The organism is Gammaproteobacteria bacterium (assembly GCA_036381015.1).
Classification (GTDB): domain Bacteria; phylum Pseudomonadota; class Gammaproteobacteria; order Steroidobacterales; family Rariloculaceae; genus ZC4RG20.
In genome coordinates this window covers 15,574-39,317 of the sequence record DASVDR010000048.1, presented here as the reverse complement: position 1 = coordinate 39,317, position 23,744 = coordinate 15,574, and the positions used below count along the sequence as shown (strand labels likewise).

Here is a 23,744-nt window from a genome sequence, read left to right as displayed (position 1 = left end):
GAATTCAAAGGATCTCTATTCCAGTAAAGCCTTTTGATACCAAAAACTTAGTGGAACACTCTAGAAAATGACAGAACCTATTCGGGCAGACACCCTCTCCGCCAATCACTCGACTACGGCAACTTTCAGCCAAAAAACGCTTGGCCAACGACCACTCACACCAAGTGGTGCCTTATTCGGCTGGACGCTTCCCGCACTGACTGCATCTCAGCCGGGAGCGGAGCTGGCCGAGAGTCGTCTTCGTACCGAACCTCTCGATCAGTTCGCGAACATCAAGCGCGACCACTCGGCGACACTCGCCGCAGGCCGCGTAGAGCTGAGATCTGCACGCGATCTCATCAAGGGTTTGCTCCAGATGGTCGTACAGCTCACCTTCGGTTGGCGCTTGGTGCCCCATCAGAGAAACAGCCAGCAAGCCCCGAGGTTTGGGATGCCGAGGCCTGCGCTTCGCCGCGTCGATGCCCTCAGTCGCAGCCATCGTGGCCGCGGTGGCTTGGTGCGCCTCGTGAGGGGCCACCGTCGGGAAATCGGCGTAGGCGCCGCCGCCATCGATGGTCGCGTCGATGCCAAGATGGTATGCAAGCCCAACACTGACGCCGGCGGTGAGCATGTGCAGCTCCTCGGAGCCTGCGCGAATCGAATCCCACAGTTGATCATGAGGGTTCGGAAGTTTGCCGTGAATGATCTTCACGAGGTCGACAACGCCTGCCACAACAACCTCAGCCAGGATGCCCGGCAGGATAGAGTGCGTCAGCAGCGACCGGTGCTCCTCGAGCAGCTCCCAATCTAGATCCGGGAGGCCGCCGTCGCCGTCCAATCCTCCCGAGGCGTAGCCGAACCCGAAGCAGAACATACCAGCCCGAATGGCTGCTTCCTTCGGATTCGCCTCTGCGTATTTCCGTAATGCCTTCCAAACCACACGACTGTTAGCAACCGCACTGCGAGCAGCCGACAGCAACTCGGCGGGCCGCTGCTTTGCGTAGCAGGCGGCCGAGTCGCTAGCGCGCAACCTGTCCATCTCGAACTTGGCTGCGCGACGTACGCCGATAGCAAGGTTCTTCAGGTTGACTCCTCGCCTTACCGTCGAAGCCGCCGCGACGCGACCGCAGCGACCCGCCCAATCAATCAGCTCCTGCGAGGTTGTCTGGTCGAGTGCACTCTTTAGCTCACCTTGAAGACTGCTCAGGCGTGATTTGGAGATTGTCAGGACAGTCTCCGCCATCACGCGACGGTACGACAAGAGAGCCTGGACTTGCGAAGACGTTCGTCGCACTCCGAGGCATTCCCTCACAGGCGCGAATGGGGATCGCTAAACTGCGGAATCCGCCGGCGGCGGAGTCGCCGTGACTCCCGTCGCCTCGCCGGCCGCCGAGACGCCCGAAACGGCTACCGCCCGGTGCGGCGGCAAACAGCCGCATCGGCTAAGATCTACGAAGGCTCTACGCCACTCAAGGACGACTGGGGCGCGACATGTCCGCGACACACGACCCGGCACGGCCACACTCGAGCCGCGATCGGAACGAGCTCCCTCTCGCCGGCGGCCTTGCGCAAAAGGCGTTCACCGTCTCCCACCGCGTCAACGCGGAGCGCCTCGTGCTGCTCGGCTGGTCGCGTGCCATCCTTCTACAGTTCGCCCATCCGCTGATCGCGGCCGGCATCGACGAGCACAGCGGCTTCCGCACGAAACCTTCCGCGGCCGTGCAGCGGCTGCGGCACACGGTGCACGCGATGCTTGCGCTCACCTTCGGGACCGAAGCGGATCACGACCGCGCGATCAAGGCGATTCTCGCGATTCACTGCCGCGTCAACGGCAAGCTGCCGGCCGACGTCGGCCCGTTCCCGGCCGGCACGCCCTACTCCGCGGAGGATCCGGATCTCGTCCTGTGGGTGCACGCCACGCTGATCGAATCGGTGCCGATGTTCTACGAGATGCTCGTCGCGCCGCTGACGCCGCGCGAGCGCGACGTCTACTGCGAGCAGGCGGCGGCCGTCGCGATCGCGCTGCATGCCCGCGAGCGCGACGTGCCGCGCTCGTGGGCGGCGCTCCAAGCGTATTTGGACGAGATGTACGCCTCCGGCCGCATCACGGTGAGCGAGCAGGCGCGCGTGCTCGCGGCCGCGATCCTGTCGCCGCCGTTCGGTCTGCTCGGCGCGCCCGGCACGGCGATGAACAGGCTGCTGACGCTCGGGACGCTACCCGAGCACGTGCGCCGGGAATACGGCTTCGAGTGGACGCCGAGGGACGAACGCGCGCTCGCGCTCGTCGTCCGCGCGCTGCGCCGGCTGCGCCGCTCGCTTCCGGACCGCGCCGCGAAGTGGAAAGCCGCCCGGCAGCTGGAGCACCGCGCGCGGTCCGCGCAAGCCGCTTGAACGAAGATTGCCCGCTCAGTCGGCCGGCATCGTCTCTCCGGAGCCGCCGAACTCGGCCGGCAGGTCTTTCATCTTCGTCAAGCCGTCCTTCATCGGCAGCACGGTCTCGCGATAGAACACGTGCAACGCCGGCTTGAACTCGAGATCGGGCAGCACGGCCGCATACACGTCCGTGACGCCGAGCGTCGGATGCTCCGTCAGCACGTGACCGCCGCACGTCTTGCACCACTTGCGGATGCTCTGCGGCGTCTTGCTGTAGCTTCCGAGCTTATCGGCGCCGCGTGTGACGGCGACGGCCTCGGGCTTCCACAAGCTGAAGGCGTTGACCGGCCCCGCGGACCAGTGCCGGCACGATTCGCAATGACAGTAGCCCATCGCCACCGGATCGCCGGTGACGGTGACTTCCACGTCGCCGCAGAAGCAGCTGCCTTTCCGAGTAGTCTGCGCGTTCATGTTGCTCCCCTTCGGGTTGCGGGCGTCACGCTCCGGTGACGATCACGACGGACGGTCGGACGCGGACGCGGACGCGCCCAGAATAGCCCGGCAATCCGTGCCGGGCCAAACGGAGAATCCAACGCGCTTCTCGGGCACGAGCCGCAGGTTCGCAAGCCTAAGCTCACGGCACGACGGCGAGCAGCACCTCCGAGCGCTGCGCGGCGCCGTGGCCCAGGCTCGCCGCCTCGATCTCGTTCCACGCGACCGCGAACCGCTCGCCGAGCGCGCCGATCGACGGAATCAGCGACTGGGCGGCGGTGCTCGATACCCGCCTGATCGAGCTCAGCGGAACGCCGGCCGCGTCGAACGCCTGGAAGAACACGTCGTAGGCGCCGGCCGTGTCGTCCGACCAGACGAGGCCGTATGTCGATCCGTTGCTCGCGACGTAGGCGCCGATCGAATCGCCCGTGGTCTGCGTCACGCGCCGCGCGGCGCGCTCGATCGCAGGGTCGGGCCCGAGCGCGCCGGCGTAGAAATACACCTCGGTGTTGCCGTCCCGCTCGTCGAACCACGTGATCGCCGCCGTGCCGTCCGCGCCGAACGCGATATCCGGGTACTTCGAGCGGTAACCGTCATCGGCCGTGAGCCGCATCAACGACGCGCCGCCGTCGTCGACGACCCGCGCGAGAAGGATCTCCTCGGCGCGAGTGCCGGCCTGCGCGTCGTAGACGACGAACGCCCGCCCCTCGGCGTCGACGGCAGCATTGAGGTTCCACGTGGTCGCGCTCGCGGGCCCGACGCGAATCGGCTCGCCGAGACGCTCGCCGGAGCGGCTCCACCACGCGGCCCAGACGGCTTCCCCGCCCTGCCCGTCGGCTTCGATCCACGCGGAGAACATGGCGTCGCCGCGCACCGCGAGGACCGGGTTGCGGCTCGGCGCGGACGAGATCGGCCGCGCCCACAGGCCGACGCCCGCATCGCTCCAGAGCCCGAGGCGCGCACCTCGCGTGCCGTCCTCCGCGGACTTCTCGTACCACGCGACCGCGAACGCGTCCCCGATGGCCGCGACGTCGGCTTCATAGGAGGCGTCCGCCGTGCGCGTCAGCCTGAGCTCGGCCGCTTCCTTCAACGTCCGGGCGTCGACGATCCGCAGGTAGATCTCGGCGTTGCCGTCGCGCGTGTCGTACCACGCGATGCCGAGGCGGCGCGGCCCGACGGCGAGGCTCGCCTCGAACGCGCCGAAACCGCTGTCGCTGATTTGTTGCGGGCCGCGTTCCGTGCAGGCGCCGGCGAGGACGGCGACGCATGCCGCGGCCGCGGCCGCGCGCGTCATGCCGATCGATGCCGCAGGCGCCACGCGAGGAGAACCGCGAGGATCGCGAACGCGGCCGCGAGCCTCGCGGCGTCGAGGCCGGCGGGCGATTCGGACGTCGCGGGCGAAGCCGGCTGCGGCTCCACCGGAGCCCTCTCGACGTTGCGCATCAGATAGCCTTCGAGCTCGGCCGTCTCGACGCTCGGCTCGGGCACCGCCTCGGGCCCGGGCACCGCCCGCGTCGCGATCTGCGCCTCGTTCCGCCGGATGAACTCGGTCATCTCGGCCGCAAGCTCGGCGATCGGAGCACCGACGGCCTCCTCGACCGCGTCGACGAAGGCTTCGACGTCGGGCGCCGGCACGCCCGCGTCGAGGGCCTGCTCCACGACGTACTCGAGGAGCAGCGGATTGCCGCACGTGAGCTCGGAGCAGCCGACGCCGTGCTCGTTGACACTCTCGACGTACTCGCGGAGGAGCGTCGCGAGCGTCTCGTCGTCCGCTTGCCAATAGCCCTTGCGGACCGTCTCGATCATCCGCGCGGTGATGTCCTGATACGCGAACGGCGACTCGGACTCGAAGAACTCCTTCATGCCGAGATCGTGCTTGTCCTCGACGTAGACCGAGAACGTCTCCTGCCACATCGCGTCGTCCACGGCGTCGGTGACCGTCGCGTCCCACCCCCACAAGTACTCGACGAACGCCCGCATCTCGCCCGCGCCCGCGTAGCCCTCCTTCTGCATGCCCCGAATCCAGTTCGGATTCACATAGCGGGAACGGAACTCGCTGCCGATGAACTCGTCGATCGAGGTCATCTCCGGATTCGCCGGGTCTCGTGTGTTCGTGATGACGATCTCCGGGTCCTCGCCGTCCAGATTGCGAATCGCGCTCGCGAGGCCGCCCGTGTACATGTAGAAGTCGTCGTTGTCGAGCGTGCCGTAGAGCATCGTGGAGCTCGAGTGCACGACCTTCTCCGTGCCGGAGAGCGCCATGCGGAACACGTCCTCCATCGGCTCGCCCCAGAAGCCGTTGCCGAAGCCGTGCCCCATCTTCTGGAGGTAGTCATCGCCGATGCCCCGGTCCGATTCCCACGTGCCGCTCGCGCCGACGATGTTCGAGGTGTTCAGGTTGTAGACGCCGGGCGGCTCGTCGAAGATGCGCACGCCGGCCCGCCGGTCGGCATCCTCCTCGCTGTAGCCTCGCTCGATCAGCGCCGCGCGCGTGGCGAGATAGTGGCGGCGCACGTAGTTGTCGGCTTCCTCGATGGCCTTGACCTTCTGCACGGCCTCGTCCATCAGCAGCGTGACGTTGTTGAACATGCCTTCCGCCGCGCTCGCGATCACGATGTCGACGCGCGGTCGCCCGAGCTCGGCGCGAGGCACGACCTCGACGTCGACCACCTTGCCGCGCTCGTCCCACACGGGCCGCGTGCCGAGCAGATGGAAGATCTGCGACTCGACGATGCCTTCGTGGCGCATCGTCTCGTCGCCCCAGATCACGAACGACACCTTCTCCGGGTAGCGGCCGTGCTTCTCGAGATGCTCGGCCAGCATCTCGTCCGCGAGCTTCACGCCGAGCTCCCAGGCCGCGGGCTTCGGAACTTTCTCGGGATCGATGCCGTAGAAGTTCTTGCCGGTGGGATACGCGTCCGGGTTGCGGATCGGCTCGCCGCCGCTCCCGACCGGGACGAACCCGCCGTCGAGCGCCGCCATGAGGTTGTCGAGCTCTCGGGACGCCGAAGCCACGATGCGCCGGTCCATGTCCTCCGCGAGCACCTTCGCGTCGTTCGGCAGGAGGCTGCGGTCGGCGCTCACGATCGCCTCAACCGTGCTCTCCCGAGCGGCCTTCTCGGGCAGCCGGCCGAATGCGTGCAGACCGTAAGGAATGTTCTGCCGCTCGAGGTCGAGCATGTAGGACTGAATGCGATGCACGGTATCGTGATCGAGGCTTCCGGGCGCCTCGAGATCGAGGCTCAAATCCTTCGCGATACCGAGCTCGATCACCTGCTCGCGAACCTGCTCCGCGTAGGCCTCGGCGAGCTGCGGGTTCTTGTGCAGGTTCGCATCGTAGTCGTTGATGCGCTCGCTGAGCACGGCGAGATCCGCGTACAGCCCGCCCTTCGTGAACGGCGGGACCATGTGGTCGATCAGCGCCGCGAGGCCGCGCCGCCGCGCGACGAGCCCTTCGCCGACGACGTCGACGTTGTAGATGTAGAGATCCGGCAAATCGCCGATCAGCGCGTCCGAGGCATCGGCGCTCGTCTGGCCCACGTCCTTGCCGTCCAGCCACTCGAGCGTGCCGTGCGTGCCGACGTGCACCACAGCGTCGGCCCCGAGCTCGCGCTTCAGCCATTCGTAAGCGGCGACGTATTGATGATGCGGCGCGAGGTCGTCGGCGTGGTAGAGCTTCTCCAGATCCTCGCCCCACCCGCGCGCCGGCTGCGGGAGCAGCACGACGTTGCCGTAGCGCACGCGCGGAATCACGAGGCTCTTGCCGCCGGGCCCGTCCACCGCCATCAGCTTCGCGTCCTCGGGCTCGCCCCAGTCCGCGACGATCTTCTCCCTGAGCTCCGGAGCCATCTCGCCGAGCCATTGCTCGTACTCGGCGATCGGGACGAGCACCGCGTCACCCGCGGCGACCATCTCCTCGAGCTCTCCCGGCGCATAGCCGCCGACGTTGCGGGCCTTCTCGAGAATGTCCTCGAGCACCGCCTCGGCCGAGAGATCCGCGCCGCCGAGGTCGTAGCCTTCGGCTGCGAGCCGCTTCAGGATGTTCGCGAGCGACTCCTCGACGTTCAGGTAGCTCGCGCCGATGTTCGCCTTGCCCGGCGGGTAGTTGTAGTAGAGCAGCGCCACGCGCTTCTCGGCATTCGGCTTGTCGCGCAGCGCCGCGTAGCGCAGCCCGCGGCGCACGGCCATGGCGATGCGCGCCACGATCGGGCGGCTCTGCACGATCGAGAGCCCCGACTCGATGTCGAGGATCTTCTCGCGGCTGCCGACGACCGTTGGCGCGATCAGCCCCGCGAGCTCGGGCACCGCCACCTGAAACGTCCCCTCGAACATCGACAGCCCCGTCTTCGACTCCCGCCACTGCTGCTCGCTCCGCCCGTACAGCGTGACGAGGTTCAGGAACGGGATGTCGAGCCGCTCGAGCGACTTGGCCGACTCGAAGTCGGCGAAGCGGAACAGGAACGTGAGCGAGACGTCGGCGCGCGGCCGGCCGGCTTCGTCGAGCAGCAGGCGCTCCGACGCGACGCTCCCGGGATACCCGAAGTACGGAACCGCTTGCCCGCCCTGGCGCTCGATCTCGGCGACGAGCGCGTCGACGACGGCCATGTCGCCCGAGTAAAAGTTCGACTTGAAGAAGCCGATCGCGACGGTCGGCGCGCCCGGACGCACTTTGCCGGCGCTGCGGCGCCACGCGTCGAATTCCTCCCACGTCGCGAATACGCGGCCGCCCTCCTCGTCGCCCGTCGGGTAGTAGTAGCCGAATTCGAGGCTCGGCTGCGGGTCGGGGATCCGCAGGCCTTCCATGCCGGCGACAGACAGCGCGTACTTCAGCAGGCCGAGCTGGTTACCGGCGCCGGAATGCTCCCAGAACGCGCGTGCGCGCTCGTCCCATACGAGCCCCTGGGCGACGTAGTTCTCCTTCGGCAGCAGGCCCTCGCCGACGGCGATCACTTCGCCGCCGTCCTGGACCTCGGCCAGCAGGTTCATGCCGTGCTCGGTATCGAAGCGGTCCAGCATCTGCTGATTCATCACGTCGAAAACGAGCACGTCGGCATCGGCGAGCTCGCGCGGATCGACGTCGTCGAATACGGATTCCGTCAGGAACGTGAGATCGATCGCACCGCGCAGGTCCGGCCGTTCCTCGAGCAGATCCTTGTACGCCCTGAGCGTCGCGGGCATCTGCCCGTCCGAGAAGAGATACGCGACGTGCACGCTCTGCGCGTGCGCTGCCGCGGACAGCGCGCAGCCCAGCACGGCCAGCATGCGGCGCGGCATCGAGAATCACTCCTCGGGGGCCGCGTCGTCGGGCACGTAGATGATCTGCCCGTTCGCGAGCCGGTAAGCCGTGCCGAGCCGCTCGCCGTTCCCGGAGAGCTTCTCGCCGGTCATCTCGTACGCCTCGATCTCGGTGCCCTTCTTCACGACGATCTCGCTTTGGCCCTGCGCGTTCGTCATGACCATCGTGACCTCCGTCTCCGGATTCATCAGGTCGTTCATCCGGTAGACGGAAAAGAGGCTGATCATGAGGCCGACGATGAAGACGACCGACACATCGAAGAGATTCGCCACGCCCGCGAGCGGATCCTCCTCGGGCTCCTCCGGCCGCGGCATTTCGAGAAAACGCGCCATGTCCTACGCCCTCGCCGCCAGCTCGGCCGCCGCTCGCTCCGCGAGGAAGCGCTGCTCCCGGATGGCCTCGTTCATCCAGTTCGTCCGCAGCATCAGGATCACGTAGGCGATCGTGCCGCAGGCGAGCCCGATGATCGTCGTCGTGAACGCCACGACCATTTGGCCGGCCATCGCCTGGAGATTTCCGGACGCAAGCGCCGCGAGCGCCGTGCCCATCGGGATCAGCGTGCCGATGAGGCCGAGGCTCGGCCCGACCTTGACCAGCATCCTGGAGCCGCTGAGCGACGCCCGCACGCGCTCCTCCTGCTCGAGGACGAGGTGCTCGAGACCGCCGTTCTCGAGGCGGGAGTCGGACAAGCCCTGCTGAATCGCGACGAGCAGGCGCCGCAGCGACGGCGGCAGCGCGCGGCGGCGATCCTCGCCGGCGCCGAGCACGTCCCCTGCGTTGAGCCAGGATTCCACGTCGAACCCCCTGCGGTCGCGGCGGCGCGCGAGAAAGTCGACGAGCGTCGAGCCGGCCATGAACAGCGCCGCGGCAACGCACACCCACAACATCGCCATGACGGGAAAGCGAAGCACCTGCCCCAGCGCGAACAGGCCGTTCTCGAGCAGGCCGAGCAAGCTCATCTGCGCTTCCATAGCGAGTAGACCCCTCCTAAGAACAAGAATGCAGCGGCCAAGAGTAGCACCGGCGCGGCGGCGCGGCCGCCGGCGCCGGCTTCGAGCGGCACGGCCTTCAGCGCCGCCGCGGACTGCCAGCCGGTGAGGATCGGCCCGGCCGCGGCGACGCAGAGGCCGAGCACCGCGATCAGTGCGAGGGCTTCGTCACGCAGGCTCGGCGGCGCGAACTGCGGCCTCCGGGCCGCGAGGAACGCGGCGACGAGGGGCGGCAGCGCCGCCACGAGGAGCGCCGCAGCGAGCGGCAGGCCTTGCGCGCGGAGCACGCTCGCCCACAGGCCCGCGCACGCGCCCCCGGCGGCGACGAGCGCGACGGACCACGACGGCCGGATGAGCGCCGCGAGCGCGACGATCGCAATCGCCGTGCCGATCCAGCCGGCGCCCGGCACTCGGTCCGGCCCGAGCAGCGCCGCGGCGGCGATGAAGCCGCCGCCGAGCAGCACGTAGCGGCTCGGATGATGCGGCACCAGGCTCGCGAGCGCGGCGGCGCCGAGAGCGCAAAGAATGCCCGGTACGAGAAACTGCAAAACGGACTAGAACCTGACTCGCACGCCGGCGGAGCCCGAAGACCCCGGCGTGTTGAAGCCGGTAACCTCCTGGTACTCCTCGTCGGTGACGTTCTGCAAGCGCGCGTACACGTCGATCCGCTCGCCGATCGTATACGCGGCGCTCAGATCGAGCACCTCGTAGTCGTCGAGCGGAACGCGGCCGATGCCGAACAGCTCGTCGACCGCGTCGCGCGACATGCGGTAATTGGCGATGAAGCGGAATCGCTCGTCCGGCGACGAGAAGCGCGCGCCGAGGTTCGCGAGCCTCTCGGGCCGGCGAACCCGCTGCTCGCCGTCGGCATCCTCCGTATCGTTGTAGGTGAAGTTCGCGAGCAGCTGCCAGCGCATACCGATCGGCACCTCGGCGGCGAGCTCGAGCCCCTGCGACCGGCTCGTCCCGAGCGATTGCAGGTAGCCGGAGAAGCCCGCGAGGTCGAAGAAGATTTCGTCCTCGATGCGCTGATCGAACCACGTCGCCTCGAGGTAAAGCCCGCTGTCCGTCGTGTACTCGACGCCGATGTCGAAGCCCTTGCTCGACTCCTCTTGGAGCGATAGGCCGGCCGCCGGCGGTAACGCGAAAGGCCCGGCATTGTACGCGAGCTCGGACGGGCTAGGCGCCCGGAAACCGGTGCCGTAGCTCGCCCGGTACTTCAGCGCGCCGGGGCCGACGTCCGTCACGTAGGCGGCCGTGGCGCGCACGCTCGTGTGCGTCCCGAAGTCGTCGTTGTCGTCGTGCCGGGCGCCCGCGGTGACGAAGACCCGGTCGTCGATCGCCTTCTGATACTCGAAATAGTAGCCGGTCTGGCGCTGATCGAGCTCGCTGCCGTCGCTCGCGACGACGTCCTCGTGCTCGAGGTCGAGGCCGTAGACGAGGGTCGTGCTCTCGGAGGGCCGGAAGCTTCCGGTGTACTCGGCACGGTCGAGCTCGCCCTCGGTAGCGAACGAGATGACGCCGGCCGCGAGATTGTCGCGGTCGACCTCCGTGCCCGAGTACGCGACGAGGTGCGTGAAGGCGCCCGCCTGATAGTCGCCGGAGAGGCGGAACGTGGTTTGATCCGTGCGGCCGATGCAATCGGCCGTCGTCGGAAATCCGCAGGTATCGAACTCGGTGGCGGCGTCGATGTCGCGCCCGACGAGCTGCAGCCGCAGCGCTTCGGTCGGCGTCCACCCGATCTTGCCGTGCAGCGTCGTGTTCTCGTAGCCGTCGTCGTCGGCGAGCACCGTATCGGATGCCTTCGTGTTGAAGCCGTCGGAGTCGAGATCCGTCATGGAGAGGAAGTAGTCGGCGGAGCCGCCGCCGCCCGACACGCTCGCCTCGGTCCGGCGCGTGTCGAAGTCGCCGAGCTCGACGGCGACCTGCCCTGCCGGCGGCCCTTCGCCTCTGCGGGTCAAGATGTTGACGACGCCGCCGGCGTCCGCACCGTAAACGAAGCCCTGCGGCCCGCGGAGGATCTCGACGCGCTCGATGTCGCTCGTCGTCAGCAGGTTGTCGAAGCTCGGGCCGACCTGCGTGCCGGTCGGATCGGACACGTCGACCCCGTCGATCATGACCAGCGTCCGGTAGCCTTCCTCTCCCCGGATCCGCAGGGACGTGGTTTTTCCCGGCCCGCCGGTGTTGCTGACGCCGATGCCCGGCTGCGTGCGCAGCACGTCGGCCATCGAGTGATAGCCGCGAATGCGTATCTCGTCGGCATCGATCACCGACACCGCGGTCCCGATCTGCCGCAACGGCGTCGGAATCCGGCTCGAGGTCACGACGACCTCGTCGATATCGTCCGGCGGCTCCGGAGCCTGCGCGAGCAGCGTCCCGGGCCCGAGCAAGCCCGCGGCGACCGCGGCCCGGAGCAGCGCCGCGCCCGGCCCTGCCGGCCCACGAGGCTCCGCCCGGCGGAGCGCGGAAATCGGCGGAACCGGCGCAGGCGCGGGCCGGGGAAGAGCGCGAGGGGTGTCGGAATCGATGAGTTTCATGAAGTCGATGAGTTCCATAAGGTCCTTCGCCTGTGCGCGGCGGCGGTGGGCCGCCGGCTGCAGGTGCGCGATCCTAGCGCCGACCAAGGCTTTTACGAAGGTTAATTACTGTTGGGGCGGGCGTTGGATTAACGGTTAAACGGCGTCGTCGCCCCCGGGCCGCCCGCCCCGGGGCCGATTCGGTAAAATCGGCCGCCCTCGTCGAGCGCGCCGTCCCGATGCCATACGACTCGCTGCCGCCGCTGTCGCTCTACGTCCACTTGCCCTGGTGCGTGCGCAAGTGCCCGTATTGCGACTTCAACTCCTATCGCGCGCCGACGGACGTTCCGGAGGAGGCCTACGTCGACGCGCTGCTGCGCGATCTCGACGCGGAGCTCCCGCTCGCGGCCGATCGGCCGATCGAGAGCATCTTCATCGGCGGCGGCACCCCGAGCCTGTTCTCCAGCCGTGCCATCGCGCGGCTGCTGCGCGAAGTGCGGGCGCGCATCGACGTTGCGCCGGGCGCCGAGATCACGCTCGAGGCCAATCCCGGCGCGGCGGACGCCGAACGCTTCGCGGCGTTTCGCGAGGCGGGCGTGAACCGGCTCTCGATCGGGGTGCAGAGCTTCCGGGACCCGCAGCTTCGCGCGCTCGGACGGGTGCACGGCGGCGCCGAAGCGATCCGGGCCGCACGAGCGGCGCGCGCCGCCGGCTTCGACAACGTGAACCTCGACCTGATGTACGGGCTTCCCGGCGACGACCCGGCCGCGGCGCTCGCGGACCTCGAGGCGGCGGTCGATCTCGAGCCCGCGCATCTTTCCTGGTACCAGCTCTCGATCGAGCCCGGCACGGCGTTCTACCGGCACCCGCCCCGTCTTCCGGACGAGGACGCCGTCGTCGCGATCGAGGAGCGGGGACGTGCGTTCCTCGCCCGCCGAGGCTACGAGCGCTACGAGATTTCGGCGCATGCGCGTCCCGGCTTTCGATGCGCGCACAATCTCGCGTATTGGCGCTTCGACGACTATCTCGGCATCGGCGCCGGCGCGCACGGCAAGCTCACGCTGCCGGCCGAAGGCGCCGTCGAGCGGCGCGCGAAGACGCGCAATCCGCGCACGTACATCGAGACGGCGGGCACCGCCGCCGCGGTCTCGACGGAGCGGGTCGAAGCACCGCGGCAGCTCGTGCTCGAATTCATGATGAACGCGCTGCGCCTGGTCGGCGGCGTCGACGTCGCGCGCTTCGAGACCCGCACGGGCCGGAGCGCTCGCGAGATCGAGCCCGCCCGCGCGGAGGCGGTGCGACGCGGCTGGTTGGTCGCGGACAGCAGCCGACTCGAGGCCACCGCCGCGGGGCTCGCGGTGCTCAATCGCGTGCTCGCGCTTTTTTGAGAGCGCGGTCAGCGCACCCTGATGTCGAGCTGACTCGTCGGCCGGCCGATCGGCCCGACCGGCACCGCGTTGAAGGCGATCGAATAGCGCTTGCCCGCGTCGCGCGACGGCGAAACGTTGTGATAGAGGCCCGACGGGAACAAGACGATACCGCCGGGCTCGGGCTTGATGCAGAACGATTCCCACGAGCGGTAGTTGCCGGGCTTCACCTTGGGCATGAAGCCGAAAAGGTCGTGGAACTCCGAGTTCGTGATGTTCAGGCTCGAGCCGCCGGTCAGGTAGAAAGAGCCGCTGATGTAGCTGTTGTTGTGCCTGTGATTGCGGATCGACTGACCGTAAGCGAGCACGTTGCCCCACGAGTTGCTGATCGCGATGTCCTCGACCACGTGCGAGTAGCTCGCGCTGAACTCCTTGCAGAGCCCGATGATCTCGCGCTTGACGTCGGTGAAAAGCTCATGGTCGAGCAGGTTCTGGTCGACGGTATAGGCGCCGTCCGAGCCGAGGTCGACCTTCTCCGCCGCCTCGACGAGGTCGATCGCGCGGCGGATCAGCTCCGGCGTGAGCGTCTGCAGCGTGGCGGCCCCGATCGTCCTCGGGAACAGATCGATCAGATTCATCGAACGCCGCTCTCTCGACTGCCCTCAAGCTTTCGCGCGTAAGCATAGCACCGGGGCGCGCGCGTTCGGCGGAGTGCCGGACGTGCATTCCGTGCGTTCGGTGCCCGGTACCGGCTCGATTGCATTTCGTGCATTCGGTGCGACACGACTCCGTAACTGCGCCGCTTGATGCCGGTACCGGCGCGCGCGACGATGACCCCATGGTGCTCATCTCGCGGAGGTGACCATGAAGCGGGCGATATCGCTTGCCGGCGGAGTCACGCTCGCGCTCGCGGCCGGCGGGCTGCTCGCGCAGGAAGGGCGCGCGGTGATCCATTTCGCGGACATCGGCAACATCCGCGACTGGCAAGCCGACGGCGCCGAGGCGCTCTACGTCCAAAGCGCGAATCGTGACTGGTACCGCGCGACGTTCTGGTCCCCGTGCCCCGCCCTTCGGTTCGCGACGGCGATCGCGTTCGTGACGGAGCCGAACGGCAGCTTGGACCGCTACGGCTCGATCCTCGTCGATGGCGAGCAGTGCTGGTTCCGCACGTTCGAGCGGGCGTCGCCGCCGGAAGGCGAAGCGCCGCAGGACGACGAGGAGTAAGCGTTCGGGGCGGTGCTCGCAGCGCTCGGCACGCTTGACCGGGGGCCCCGGCCGCCGTGGTCGGTGAAAGACGTGTCGGAGACGCGCCCAATCGGGATCGGCGCGGGCGTGAGGCCGTCGACGAGGTTCGTACGGCGCCGTAATGTTTTTATCACAATAATTTAGAGAATATTTTTCATATTTCTTCTCGAATTTTTTCCAAGGAAGCGACCCGCCCGCCTAACGGGCACGGCATCGCCCGCCATCCGCGTCGGGCCGCTTTCGAGCCGACGCGCGAGATGGCAGGCTGGTGTCCTCGTCTCGGTGACACCATCCATACGGCTCGCCGGCAGGCAGAGGCGCAAGGGCTGCGGGAGAACGACGTGGGGAATGGACGAACGCAGCGAACCGCGATCGTGGGTGTCGCCGAGCACGGTAACTCGGCCGTGCTCGTCACGGTCGCGACCGGTGGCGAGCTTCTCGATCGACGTCGCGTCGACCTCACCGATCCCGGTCTTCCGACGCACCCGCACCACCACCAAGGGTCTTGGGCGGTGGGCCGCTACCTGAACAGCCCATGGGCGCGGCCGATCTCGCTCGCCGACGCCGTGGCGCTGGTCGAGCGCGTGCGCGCGTCGGCCGCGCGCGGCGCTCGCGAGAGCCTCGATACGCTCGCCGCGGCGGTGCCCGTGCCGATCGCCGGAATCGCGATCCGCGTGTGCCCGAAGCTTCCGCCGACGATCGAGGAGCGGATCGCCGACAACCGCGCGCAGACAGTCGCAGACACCGTCATGTATCGCGAGGCCCTCGCGGAGGCCGCCGAGACGCGCGGCTGGGCCGTGCACTGGTACGACCGCGAGCGCGTGTTCCGCGATGCGGCGGCGGCGCTCGGCGGCGACGACGTCGATGCGTTCCTGCGTGCGATGGGTCGATCGATCGGGCCGCCTTGGCAGGCCAAGCACAAGCTCGCCGCAGCCGCGGCGATCGCGGCCGCAGGGCGCCGCGTGCCGCCGCTAGAGTGAGACTCCACGCGCTCCCTTGCCGCGCGGCGCGCCGCTGGCGCTGGACCGCACGCACCGCGCCGCTGGCGCTAGACCGCAGGCACTGCATTGCCGCCGCGCCGGGCGAAATCGATTCGCCCGACGCGTGCCGTCGCTCGGTCAAGCCCCCGCCGCCGGGCTCTGCTCGGGAAAAAGCGGCCGCGCCGCGGCGGTGCCGATGAGCCGCGCCCGCTCGCGCAGGCTTTGTTGCCGATACAGCTCGAAGTAGTGGCCGCGGCGGGCCATGAGCTCGGCGTGCGTGCCGCTCTCGGTGATGCGCCCATCCTCGACGACGACGATCCGCGTCGCGTTGCGAATCGTCGAAAGCCGGTGCGCGATCACGAACGCGATGCGCCCCGCGAGCACGCGCGCGAGCCCCTGCTGGATGCGCCGCTCGGTCTCGGTATCGACGGACGAGGTCGCCTCGTCCATGACGAGGATCTGCGGATCGGCCAGGATCGCGCGCGCGAACGAGATGAGCTGCTTCTGTCCGGCGGAGAGACGGCTCCCGCCCTCGCCCGCTTCGGCGCCGTAGCCTTGCTCCAATTCGACGATGAGATCGTGCGCGCCGGCGAGCTTCGCGGCCGCGATGACTTCTTCGTCCGTGGCGTCGAGCCGGCCGTAGCGAATGTTCTCGAGAATCGATCCGCTGAACACGTGAGCATTCTGCAGAACCATGCCGATGTTCGACTGAAGCCACGCGAGGCTGAGCCGCCGGTAATCGATGCCGTCGATCAGCACCTCGCCCGATGTCGGCTCGTAGAAGCGGCAGATTAGATTCACGAGCGTGCTCTTGCCGCCGCCGGTCGGGCCGACGATCGCGATCGTCTCGCCGCGCGCGGCGCTGAGCGTGACGCCCCGGAGCACGAGGCGCCGCCGGTCGTAAGCGAACGTGACGTCACGCAGCTCGATGCGCTCGATGCGGGCGCGACCGGTGTCCGCGGCGCTGCTCGCGCGTCCAGTCGCGCGTCTCCCGATCGCCTCGAGAACGTCGTCCGAGTCCTTGATCGTCGGCACCGCGTCGATCAGGCCCAAGATCCGTTCGGCCGACGCCTGCGCCATCTGAATCTCGGCGAACCATTTGCCGAGCTGCTCCACGGGATCGAAGAACGTGCGCGCATATGCCATGAACGCGACCAGTGTGCCCGCGCTCATCGCGCCGGCGACCAGATCGATGCCCCCGACCGCGAGCGTCAAGCCGGTCGCGAGGCTCGCGAGCGTGAGCACGATCGGCACGTAGACGGCCGCTTGCGTGAGGTTCAGCACCGAGCTGTCGTACATGCGGCCCGTGAGCTCGCGGAACTCGGCGATGTTCTGCTCCTCGCGCACGAACGCCTTGCTCGTGAGCACGCCCATGATGCCCTCGTTGTAGGCCGCCGTGATGCGCGAGTTCGTGCGCCGCACGTCGCGCGCGCTCTTCAGGATCCGCTTCTGAAACTTGCCGCTGACCCACGCGAGCACGGGCATGATCGCGAGCACGATGAGCGCGAGCTTGACGTTCATCACGAGCATCGCGACGGCGATACCGAGCATCATCGTGACGCCCCAGACGGTGTCGAGGAATGCCCAGGTCAAGATGTTCGCGAGGCGATCGCAGTCGGAGGTCATGCGCGCCATCAGCCAGCCGACGGGTCGATGATCGAAGAAATCGAACGACAGCCTCTGCACGTTCTCGAACGCGCTTTGCCGGATGTCGTGGCTCACATGGGTGCGGATCTTGCCGCCGGCCCAGATGAACGCCCCGACCGAGCCTGCGAGGATCAGCGTGCAGCCGACGTAGGCGGCCGCGTACGGCAGGAAGCGCGCGTTTCCGCCCTGCGCCGCGACCTCGTCGACGACCGCCTTCGTGATGAGCGGAAACGCGACCTCCATGCACGCCGTGAAGATCGCGAAGAAGCTGAGCCGCCACAGGTCCGCCCGGTATCGCAGCGCGTAGCGAAAGAGCTTGCGCCAAAGGCCGAAGCGAGCGTGCGCCTCGAGCTCGAGCTCGTTGAGCCCGTCGTCGTAGTGATCCTCGTACATGGTTCCAGTCTCAGTTCCGCTCCTCCGCGAAGGCGCCGACGCCGAGCTCGTCGCGAATCTCCGCATCGAGATCGCTTTGAATCTCGCAGAGCCGCTTGTAGGGCCCGGCGACGCGCGACAGCGTTGCGTGGTCGCCGAGCTGCACGCAGCGCCCGCGCTCGAGGACCATGATCCGGTCCGCGTGCATGACGGAGGACAAGCGATGCGCGATCAAGATCGTCGTGTGGCGGCCCTTCCGGCGGCGCAGCGCCCCGAGGATGCGGCTTTCGGTGCCGGTGTCGACGGCGGACAGCGAATCGTCGAGGATCAGCACGGCCGGGTCCTTCAAGAGCGCGCGCGCGAGCGCAAGTCGCTGGCGCTGGCCGCCCGACAGCGTCGCGCCGCGCTCGCCGACGAGCGTTCGATAGCCTTCCGCGAAGGCCACGATCGAATCGTGAATGGAAGCGTCGCGCGCCGCCCGCTCGAGCTGATCGTGCCGGGCGTCCGAGCGGCCGACGCGGAGATTCGCCTCGACGGTCCGCGAGTAAAGAAAGGGATCTTGCGGCACGACGCCGATCTGGCGGCGCAGCCATTGCCGGCTCGCGGTCCGGATGTCGCGCCCGTCGATCGAGATGCGGCCGCGCTGCGGCTCGTAGAGCCGCAGCAGCAGGCGGATCAGGGTCGACTTGCCGGCCCCCGGAGCGCCGACGATCGCGAGCGTCTCGCCGGCCCGTATGTGCACGCTCAGATCCTCGATGACGGGCCGCGAAGCGTCGTAGCCGAAGGTGACGTGCTCGAAGCGGATCTCGCCGTCGGCGCGCTCGCCTTCGCGGGCGGGATCGCGCGTCTCCTCGGGAGCCGTCAGGATCTCGTTGACGCGCTTCAGGGACACGACGGCTTTCCCGGCGTCGGTCAGCACGCGGCCGAGCTGCCGCACCGGCCAGATGATCATCGCCTCGTAGGTCAGGAACGCGAACAGCGTGCCGACGGTGATGCGTCCGTCGGCGATCCAGAAGGCGCCGGCGAACAGCACGAGCCCGACCTGGGTCAGCGCGAAGAGCTCGGCCGCCGCCCAGTAGATGCCCATCAGCTCGATGAGCCGCCGGTTGTGATCGCGGAACGCGGCGTTTTTGCGCGCGAACTTCTCGATCTCGAAGTCCTGGCGCGCGAAGGCGCGCACGACGCGGATGCCCGTGAGGTTCTCCTGCAGGACCGCGGTCATCTCGCCTTCCGCCGCGTCCGTGACCTCGAAGGCGCGCTTCACCTTGTTGAAGAAGACGAACGCGGACACCGTCAGCAGCGGCATCAGCGCAAGCGATACCGCGGCGAGGCCCGGATCGAGCCACAACAGAATCGGCGCCACGCTCAGCACGAGCAGCACTGCCCGGCCGATCTCGACGACGTCGACCGAGAGAAAGACGCGCAGCGTCTCGACGTCCGAGCTGCAGCGCTGCACGAGGTCGCCCGTGTCCGCTTCGTCGTAGAAATCCGCCCGGAGGTGGTGCAGCCGCGCGTACAGCGCTTCGCGCAGCGTCCGGGCGATCGACTCCGATGCGGTCGCCGAGAGCCGCCCGCGCAGGTAGTGAAAGGCACCGCCGGCAGCCGTGAGCAGCAGAATCGCGAGCGCCGAAAGCCAGAGATACGCGGTGAACGGATCTTCGCCGCCGAGCGCGCGCAGCGCCGGAGCCGCCCAAGTCTCCGCCGCGCGGAGATCGCGCTCGACGACGACGTCGATCGCGTATTTCGCCGCGAGCGGGGCGCCGAACATGAAGACGTTCGAAAGCGCCATCGCGACGATCGCGCCCAAGTAGCGCGCGCGCCGGCCGCGCGTCACGGACCAAAGGCTATCGTGTCGTATCGACGTCATCGCTTCCATTCCCGGCTCCGAAGGCAGAGCGGTCCCGGAATCACGATGTCGCCTCGGACGGAAACCGCTCGCGTCGCTCGGCGAGCGGGCGCCCGGCTCAAGACGGAATCAGGACGCGCTCACCGCTGTTCTGGCTTTATGAGGGTGATGCCGTGCATCGCCGACTCCGTGGGAGTACGTGGGAAAGGGGCGGAGATTCTACTCCTTCGCGGAGGAAAGGCAATCGGCCGCGAGCCTCCGCGCGCTTTGCCGCGCTGCGGAAGCTCGAGCGACGCGTGGAACGGCCGGAGGACCGTTCGCCTTCGGAAGCTACTCCAACCGCCTCGGCGCCGGAGCGACGGCGATCCCCCACGGCGTGTCGCCTACCCGAATCGTCGCGACGACGTTCAACGATTCGGTGTCGATGACGGAAACGTCGTTCGAGGGGCCGTTGGCCGTGTAAAGCAGCTTGCCGTCCGAGGTGAGGCCGATGCCCCAGGGACGAGCCCCCACTTGCACTTGAGTCACGACTTCGGACGTCTCGAGGTCGACGACCGAGACCGTCCCCGCCCTGCCGTTGGCGACGTAGAGACGGCGCTCGTCGGGAGAAAGCGCAAGGCCCATCGGCAGCGAGCCCGGCGGGAGCGCGATCGTCTCGAGCACCCGGCTCGTCGCGACATCCACGACGGCCACGCTGCTGCCGTGCTCCGACGAGACGTACGCCCGGGTGCCGTCGGCGGTGAAGATCGAGTCTCGCGGGCGCCAGCCCACCGGAATGGAGGCTCGCACCTCTCCGGTGGCCGTGTCGACGACCGTCACCGCGTGGTCGCTTTCGCTCGTCACGTAGACGGCGTTGCCGTCGGGGCTCAAGCGAACGCCTTCCGGCTCGGCGCCCACTTCGACCGTGCGCACGACGTTGCCGGTTTCGAGATCCACGACCGACAACCGCCCCGCGTCCTCGTTGGACACGTAGAGCCGGCTCTCGGCGGCGTCGACGTCGAATTCCTCGGGATCGGAGCCGCCCGGCAGCACGCGGATCAGCTCCTGGGTGCGCGCATCGACGACGCCGATGCCGTCCTTGGTCTTGTCCGCCTCGAGCTGCTCGCATTGCTCCTCGGGCATCGTCGGCGGACACTTCGGCGAGCCCGACAGGGCGACGTAGACGCGGTCGCCGGCAGCATTGACCTCCACGCCCCGCGGCCGCGTCCCTACCTCCACTTCGCCGACGACCCTTTGCGACGCGGTCGAGATGATGCTAATCGTGCCCGCGTCCTCGTTCGTGACGTAGACCAGCTCGTCCGGCATCCCCTCGACCCGCGGGATGTGATATTCGGCAAGAAGCGCCTCCGTCTCGTCCGCCGTGCGCGCCATCACGCTCTCGAGCAGAGCGCGAGAGTCACGCTCGCCGAAGCGCACTCCGGCCGAGATCGGAAAATCGAACTGCACACCGGGCTCCGAGTGCAGCGGAACAACGGTCACGGCGCGGGGCGCGGCGCGCGCGGCGAAATAGCCTGCAACCGGCCCCCACAGAATCGCGGCATCGAGGTTGCCCGAGAGCAGCTCGTTCTCGATGATCAGCCCCGGATACACGTCCGGGTCGCCTTGGAGCGAGGGATACGCGACCATCTGCCGGTACATGCCGTGCAAGGCAAGCCACTTGGCCGCGGGCCCGGGCGTGAACACGCCGATTCGCAACGCATCCCGCGTCGCCGGCGGGAGATTCAAGAGCTCTTCGCCGCTAGTGACGTCGAGCCCCTGATCGGCCACATAGACGAGCGCATAGGTGGAGCGATAGTACGGCCGCGTCGTCATCGCCAGGTCGTACCCCTGCGGCACGCCGATGATCACGTCGCACGCGTACTCGCCGGTGATCGGGTCCTGCGCCGTCAGCGTGTGACGCTCGAAGCCTCGTCGATGAGGAAACCAAGTATATTCGACCTCGAGCCCGAGCTCGCGCGCCCAGATCTCCGCCAGCCGGTTCTCGAAGCCTTCTCGAGCTCGGTTCGAGAACGGAAGGTTGTTCGGGTCGGCGCAGACCGCGAGCTTGTCCCAAACGGGCTGGGCATTGACGGGACTCGCCGCGACGAACGCCACCGCGATCACCGCCGCGGCGCAAAGCCCTTTCACTGAGAGCCGCGCATTCGCTTGGGGCGGCCCGGCGGCAACGCGCCGTCCGCTCGTGCACGTAAGTATGACCATAGCTCTTCGTAATATTTGTTGACGTTCGGGTTCGCGCCCCACGCCGGCATGACGCCTACTTGACCCGTGAAGCCTTGATCCAGCGCTTTCAGAAACTCGGCCTTGTCGATCACTCGCATCCGTTCCAGCAGATTCGGCGCGAACGAGCTGCCGACCGCGTCCTGTGCATGGCAGGTGTGACAGACGGAGTGAAAAGTCCGCCACCCGACGTAGGTGTTGCGATCGACGAAGCAAACGTTGCCGCCTTCCTCCGGATCCGGGCCGCACTCGACGGTGTAGGGCCGGTCGGCCTCGGGCTCGGCAGCCTGCGCGCCGGCGGGGGGAGACTGCTGTTCGGGAGGGGATTCCCGCGCGTCCGGAGGCGCTTCCGCGCCGGGATCGGGCTGTGCGCCGGGAGCAGGCGCCGGTTGGCCGGGAGCAGGCTCTGGCACGCCGGGAGCGGTTTCCTGCGCAAGGCCGCCGCTCGTCGCCGCGAGCATTGCCGCGGCGACGAGCCGCGCGGTCGGGCCTCCGCGGAGGCGCGCAGTCGAGCCTCCGTGAACGCGCACGGCTACCGATCCCCCTGCTCGTCCGGGAGCGCGAAGACGGTGAGCACGCCGCCGAGCTGCGTATAACGGGAGAGGCCTTTATAGGCACCCACGGCGCCCAAGCCTTCCGTGGCGCCTTCGAGCCCGGCGGCCATGCCGATCCCCGCCCAGCCGCCGATACCCGACAGCACGCCGATGTACTGCTTGCCGTCGTGCACCCACGTGTTGACGTTGCCGATGATTCCGGACGGCGTCTTGAAGCGATAGAGCTCCTCACCCGTCATCGCATCCACCGCTTTCAGATACCCTTCCAGCGTGCCGTAGAACACCACGTCGCCGGCCGTGGCCAGAGCCCCGCTCCACACCGAGAACGGCTCCGGAATGGACCAAACGATCTCGCCCTCGGTCGCGTCCCAGGCGATGAAATTGCCGAGGTTCGTGCTGCCGTCGCCGGTCACGTTCCCCGCCGGGTACATCGTCAGCACGGCGCCCACGTACGGCTGGCCGGCCACGTACTCGACCTCGTAGGGCTCGTAGTCCATGCACACGTGGTTGGTCGGCACGTAGAACAGATTGGTGCGCGGCGAGAACGCCGCCGGTTGCTGGTCCTTCGTGCCGAGCGCCGCCGGGCAGATGTTCTCAGTGTTGAAGTCCTCCCCGCCTTGATGGGTGCTGTACTCCGGCACCACCTGCGGGCGGCCCGACTCCATATCCACGTGCGTCGCCCAGTTCACCACCGGGTCGTATTTCTCTGCGACCAGCAGCTCACCGGTCTCGCGGTCGAGCGTGTAAGCGAACCCGTTGCGATCGAAGTGCACGAGCACCCTGCGCATCTCGCCGTCCATCTCGAGGTCTGCCAGGATGTTCTCGTTGACGCCGTCGTAGTCCCACTCGTCATGCGGCGTCATCTGGTAGACCCAGCGGGCCATCCCCGTATCCGGGTCGCGCGCAAAAATCGTCATGCTCCAACGGTTATCGCCGGGGCGCGCCACCGGATTCCACGTGCCCGGGTTGCCCGAGCCGTAGTAGAGCAGATCGAGCTCCGGGTCATAGGTGAACCAGCCCCACGTCGTGCCGCCGCCGAGCTGCCACTGATCACCTTCCCAGGTGCTCAGGCTCGAGTTCTCCCCGATCGGCTCGCCGAGATGGGTCGTGCGCTCCGGGTCGACCAGCAGCTCTTCGTCGGGGCCGACGCTATAGGCCTTCCAGACTTCCTCCCCGGTCTCGATGTCGTAGGCGACGACGAAGCCGCGCACCCCGTACTCGCCGCCGCTGATCCCCGTGATCACCTTGTCCTTCACGACCAGCGGCGCGTTCGTATTCGTCTCACCTCGCGCCGGATCGCCGTTGCGCGCGCGCCAGATCACTTCGCCGCTCTCGGCATCGAGCGCGACCAGCCACGTGTCGGCCTGCTGCAGGAAAATCTTGCCTTCGGCGTACGCGAGACCGCGATTCACCGTGTCGCAGCACATCACCGGGATCGTGTCTTCGCTTTGCGTCGGCGAATAGGCCCAATTGATCGAGTGATCCGCCAAGTTGATCGAATACACCTTGTTCGGAAAAGGCGTGTGTATATAGAGCGTGTCGCCGACGACCAGCGGGCCGCCTTCGTGGCCCCGCAGCACCCCGGTCGAGAACGTCCACGCCACCTGAAGATCCCCGACGTTCTCGCGATTGATCTGATCGAGAGTGCTGTATCGCGTACCGGCGTAATCGCCGCCCCAAATCGCCCAGTTGTTGTCATCCTCGATCAGATCCTGGACGTCATCGTTGGCCGCCGCGCACCACGGAAACACCACTGCCAGCGACAACAAAAAGCGCTTAGTGGTCATGCCCCTCTCCTCAACCTGATATTTGTCGATCGTCTGCTTCTGCTTCTCGGATCCTTACGTCTTCATCGGGAGGTTCAACGACAA

At 67.8% G+C, this 23,744-nt stretch carries 18 protein-coding genes; 4 read left to right on the top strand and 14 right to left on the bottom strand.

Going from position 1 to position 23,744, the window contains the following annotated elements:
* Positions 1-172: 172 nt before the first annotated feature.
* Positions 173-1,222 carry a hypothetical protein gene (locus tag VF329_15710; GenBank protein HEX7082455.1) on the bottom strand — a complete coding sequence of 350 codons (1,050 nt, stop codon included), beginning with the start codon at positions 1,220-1,222 and terminating at the stop codon, positions 173-175.
* A 248-nt stretch (positions 1,223-1,470) separates the two neighbouring features.
* Here VF329_15710 and VF329_15705 point away from each other — a divergent pair, with 248 nt between their 5' ends.
* Positions 1,471-2,370 carry an oxygenase MpaB family protein gene (locus VF329_15705; protein ID HEX7082454.1) on the top strand — a complete coding sequence of 300 codons (900 nt, stop codon included), beginning with the start codon at positions 1,471-1,473 and terminating at the stop codon, positions 2,368-2,370.
* A 15-nt stretch (positions 2,371-2,385) separates the two neighbouring features.
* Here the strand turns inward: VF329_15705 and VF329_15700 are convergent, their stop codons facing one another.
* The 7 genes from VF329_15700 to VF329_15670 all read right to left on the bottom strand — a co-directional run bounded on the left by VF329_15700 (position 2,386) and on the right by VF329_15670 (position 11,684).
* Positions 2,386-2,823 (bottom strand): GFA family protein, encoded by a 438-nt coding sequence (locus VF329_15700; protein ID HEX7082453.1) that lies wholly within the window; start codon positions 2,821-2,823, stop codon positions 2,386-2,388.
* 163 nt (positions 2,824-2,986) lie between these two features.
* Positions 2,987-4,138 carry a hypothetical protein gene (locus tag VF329_15695; GenBank protein ID HEX7082452.1) on the bottom strand — a complete coding sequence of 384 codons (1,152 nt, stop codon included), beginning with the start codon at positions 4,136-4,138 and terminating at the stop codon, positions 2,987-2,989.
* On the bottom strand, positions 4,135-8,118 hold the full coding sequence (locus VF329_15690) for a cobaltochelatase subunit CobN (GenBank protein ID HEX7082451.1): 3,984 nt from the start codon (positions 8,116-8,118) through the stop codon (positions 4,135-4,137). Before VF329_15690 ends, VF329_15695 begins: the two co-directional genes overlap by 4 nt.
* A gap of 6 nt (positions 8,119-8,124) precedes the next feature.
* Positions 8,125-8,472, bottom strand: coding sequence for a DUF2149 domain-containing protein (locus tag VF329_15685; GenBank protein ID HEX7082450.1), 348 nt, complete (start codon positions 8,470-8,472; stop codon positions 8,125-8,127).
* A gap of 3 nt (positions 8,473-8,475) precedes the next feature.
* Complete coding sequence (locus VF329_15680; GenBank protein ID HEX7082449.1) at positions 8,476-9,111, bottom strand: MotA/TolQ/ExbB proton channel family protein; 636 nt, start codon at positions 9,109-9,111, stop codon at positions 8,476-8,478.
* Positions 9,096-9,677, bottom strand: a complete 582-nt coding sequence (locus VF329_15675; GenBank protein ID HEX7082448.1) for a hypothetical protein — start codon at positions 9,675-9,677, stop codon at positions 9,096-9,098. The genes VF329_15680 and VF329_15675 overlap by 16 nt, the downstream gene beginning before the upstream one ends.
* A 6-nt stretch (positions 9,678-9,683) precedes the next feature.
* Positions 9,684-11,684: a TonB-dependent receptor gene (locus VF329_15670; protein HEX7082447.1), complete on the bottom strand. Its 2,001-nt coding sequence runs from the start codon at positions 11,682-11,684 to the stop codon at positions 9,684-9,686.
* Positions 11,685-11,884: 200 nt separating this feature from the next.
* Between VF329_15670 and hemW the strand changes: the two genes are divergently transcribed.
* A complete protein-coding gene (hemW, locus tag VF329_15665; GenBank protein HEX7082446.1) occupies positions 11,885-13,033 on the top strand; it encodes a radical SAM family heme chaperone HemW in 1,149 nt (382 codons plus the stop codon).
* Between the two features lie 8 nt (positions 13,034-13,041).
* Here the strand turns inward: hemW and VF329_15660 are convergent, their stop codons facing one another.
* Positions 13,042-13,650: a putative 2OG-Fe(II) oxygenase gene (locus tag VF329_15660; protein ID HEX7082445.1), complete on the bottom strand. Its 609-nt coding sequence runs from the start codon at positions 13,648-13,650 to the stop codon at positions 13,042-13,044.
* A gap of 226 nt (positions 13,651-13,876) precedes the next feature.
* On the opposite strand from VF329_15660, the gene VF329_15655 reads away from it, so the two are divergent.
* A complete protein-coding gene (locus VF329_15655) occupies positions 13,877-14,236 on the top strand; it encodes a DUF6491 family protein (GenBank protein ID HEX7082444.1) in 360 nt (119 codons plus the stop codon).
* Between the two features lie 362 nt (positions 14,237-14,598).
* Complete coding sequence (locus VF329_15650) at positions 14,599-15,237, top strand: hypothetical protein (GenBank protein HEX7082443.1); 639 nt, start codon at positions 14,599-14,601, stop codon at positions 15,235-15,237.
* 138 nt (positions 15,238-15,375) lie between these two features.
* On the opposite strand, the gene VF329_15645 is transcribed toward VF329_15650, so the two are convergent.
* The 5 genes from VF329_15645 to VF329_15625 form a co-directional block, all read right to left on the bottom strand.
* Positions 15,376-17,277: an ABC transporter ATP-binding protein gene (locus tag VF329_15645; GenBank protein ID HEX7082442.1), complete on the bottom strand. Its 1,902-nt coding sequence runs from the start codon at positions 17,275-17,277 to the stop codon at positions 15,376-15,378.
* Between the two features lie 10 nt (positions 17,278-17,287).
* Positions 17,288-19,123 carry an ABC transporter ATP-binding protein gene (locus tag VF329_15640; protein ID HEX7082441.1) on the bottom strand — a complete coding sequence of 612 codons (1,836 nt, stop codon included), beginning with the start codon at positions 19,121-19,123 and terminating at the stop codon, positions 17,288-17,290.
* Between the two features lie 309 nt (positions 19,124-19,432).
* A complete protein-coding gene (locus tag VF329_15635) occupies positions 19,433-21,229 on the bottom strand; it encodes a glutaminyl-peptide cyclotransferase (protein HEX7082440.1) in 1,797 nt (598 codons plus the stop codon).
* Entirely contained in the window at positions 21,226-21,849 is a 624-nt protein-coding gene (locus tag VF329_15630; protein HEX7082439.1) for a cytochrome c, read from the bottom strand. The genes VF329_15635 and VF329_15630 overlap by 4 nt, the downstream gene beginning before the upstream one ends.
* A gap of 2 nt (positions 21,850-21,851) precedes the next feature.
* A complete protein-coding gene (locus VF329_15625) occupies positions 21,852-23,660 on the bottom strand; it encodes a methanol/ethanol family PQQ-dependent dehydrogenase (protein ID HEX7082438.1) in 1,809 nt (602 codons plus the stop codon).
* Positions 23,661-23,744: the final 84 nt, after the last annotated feature.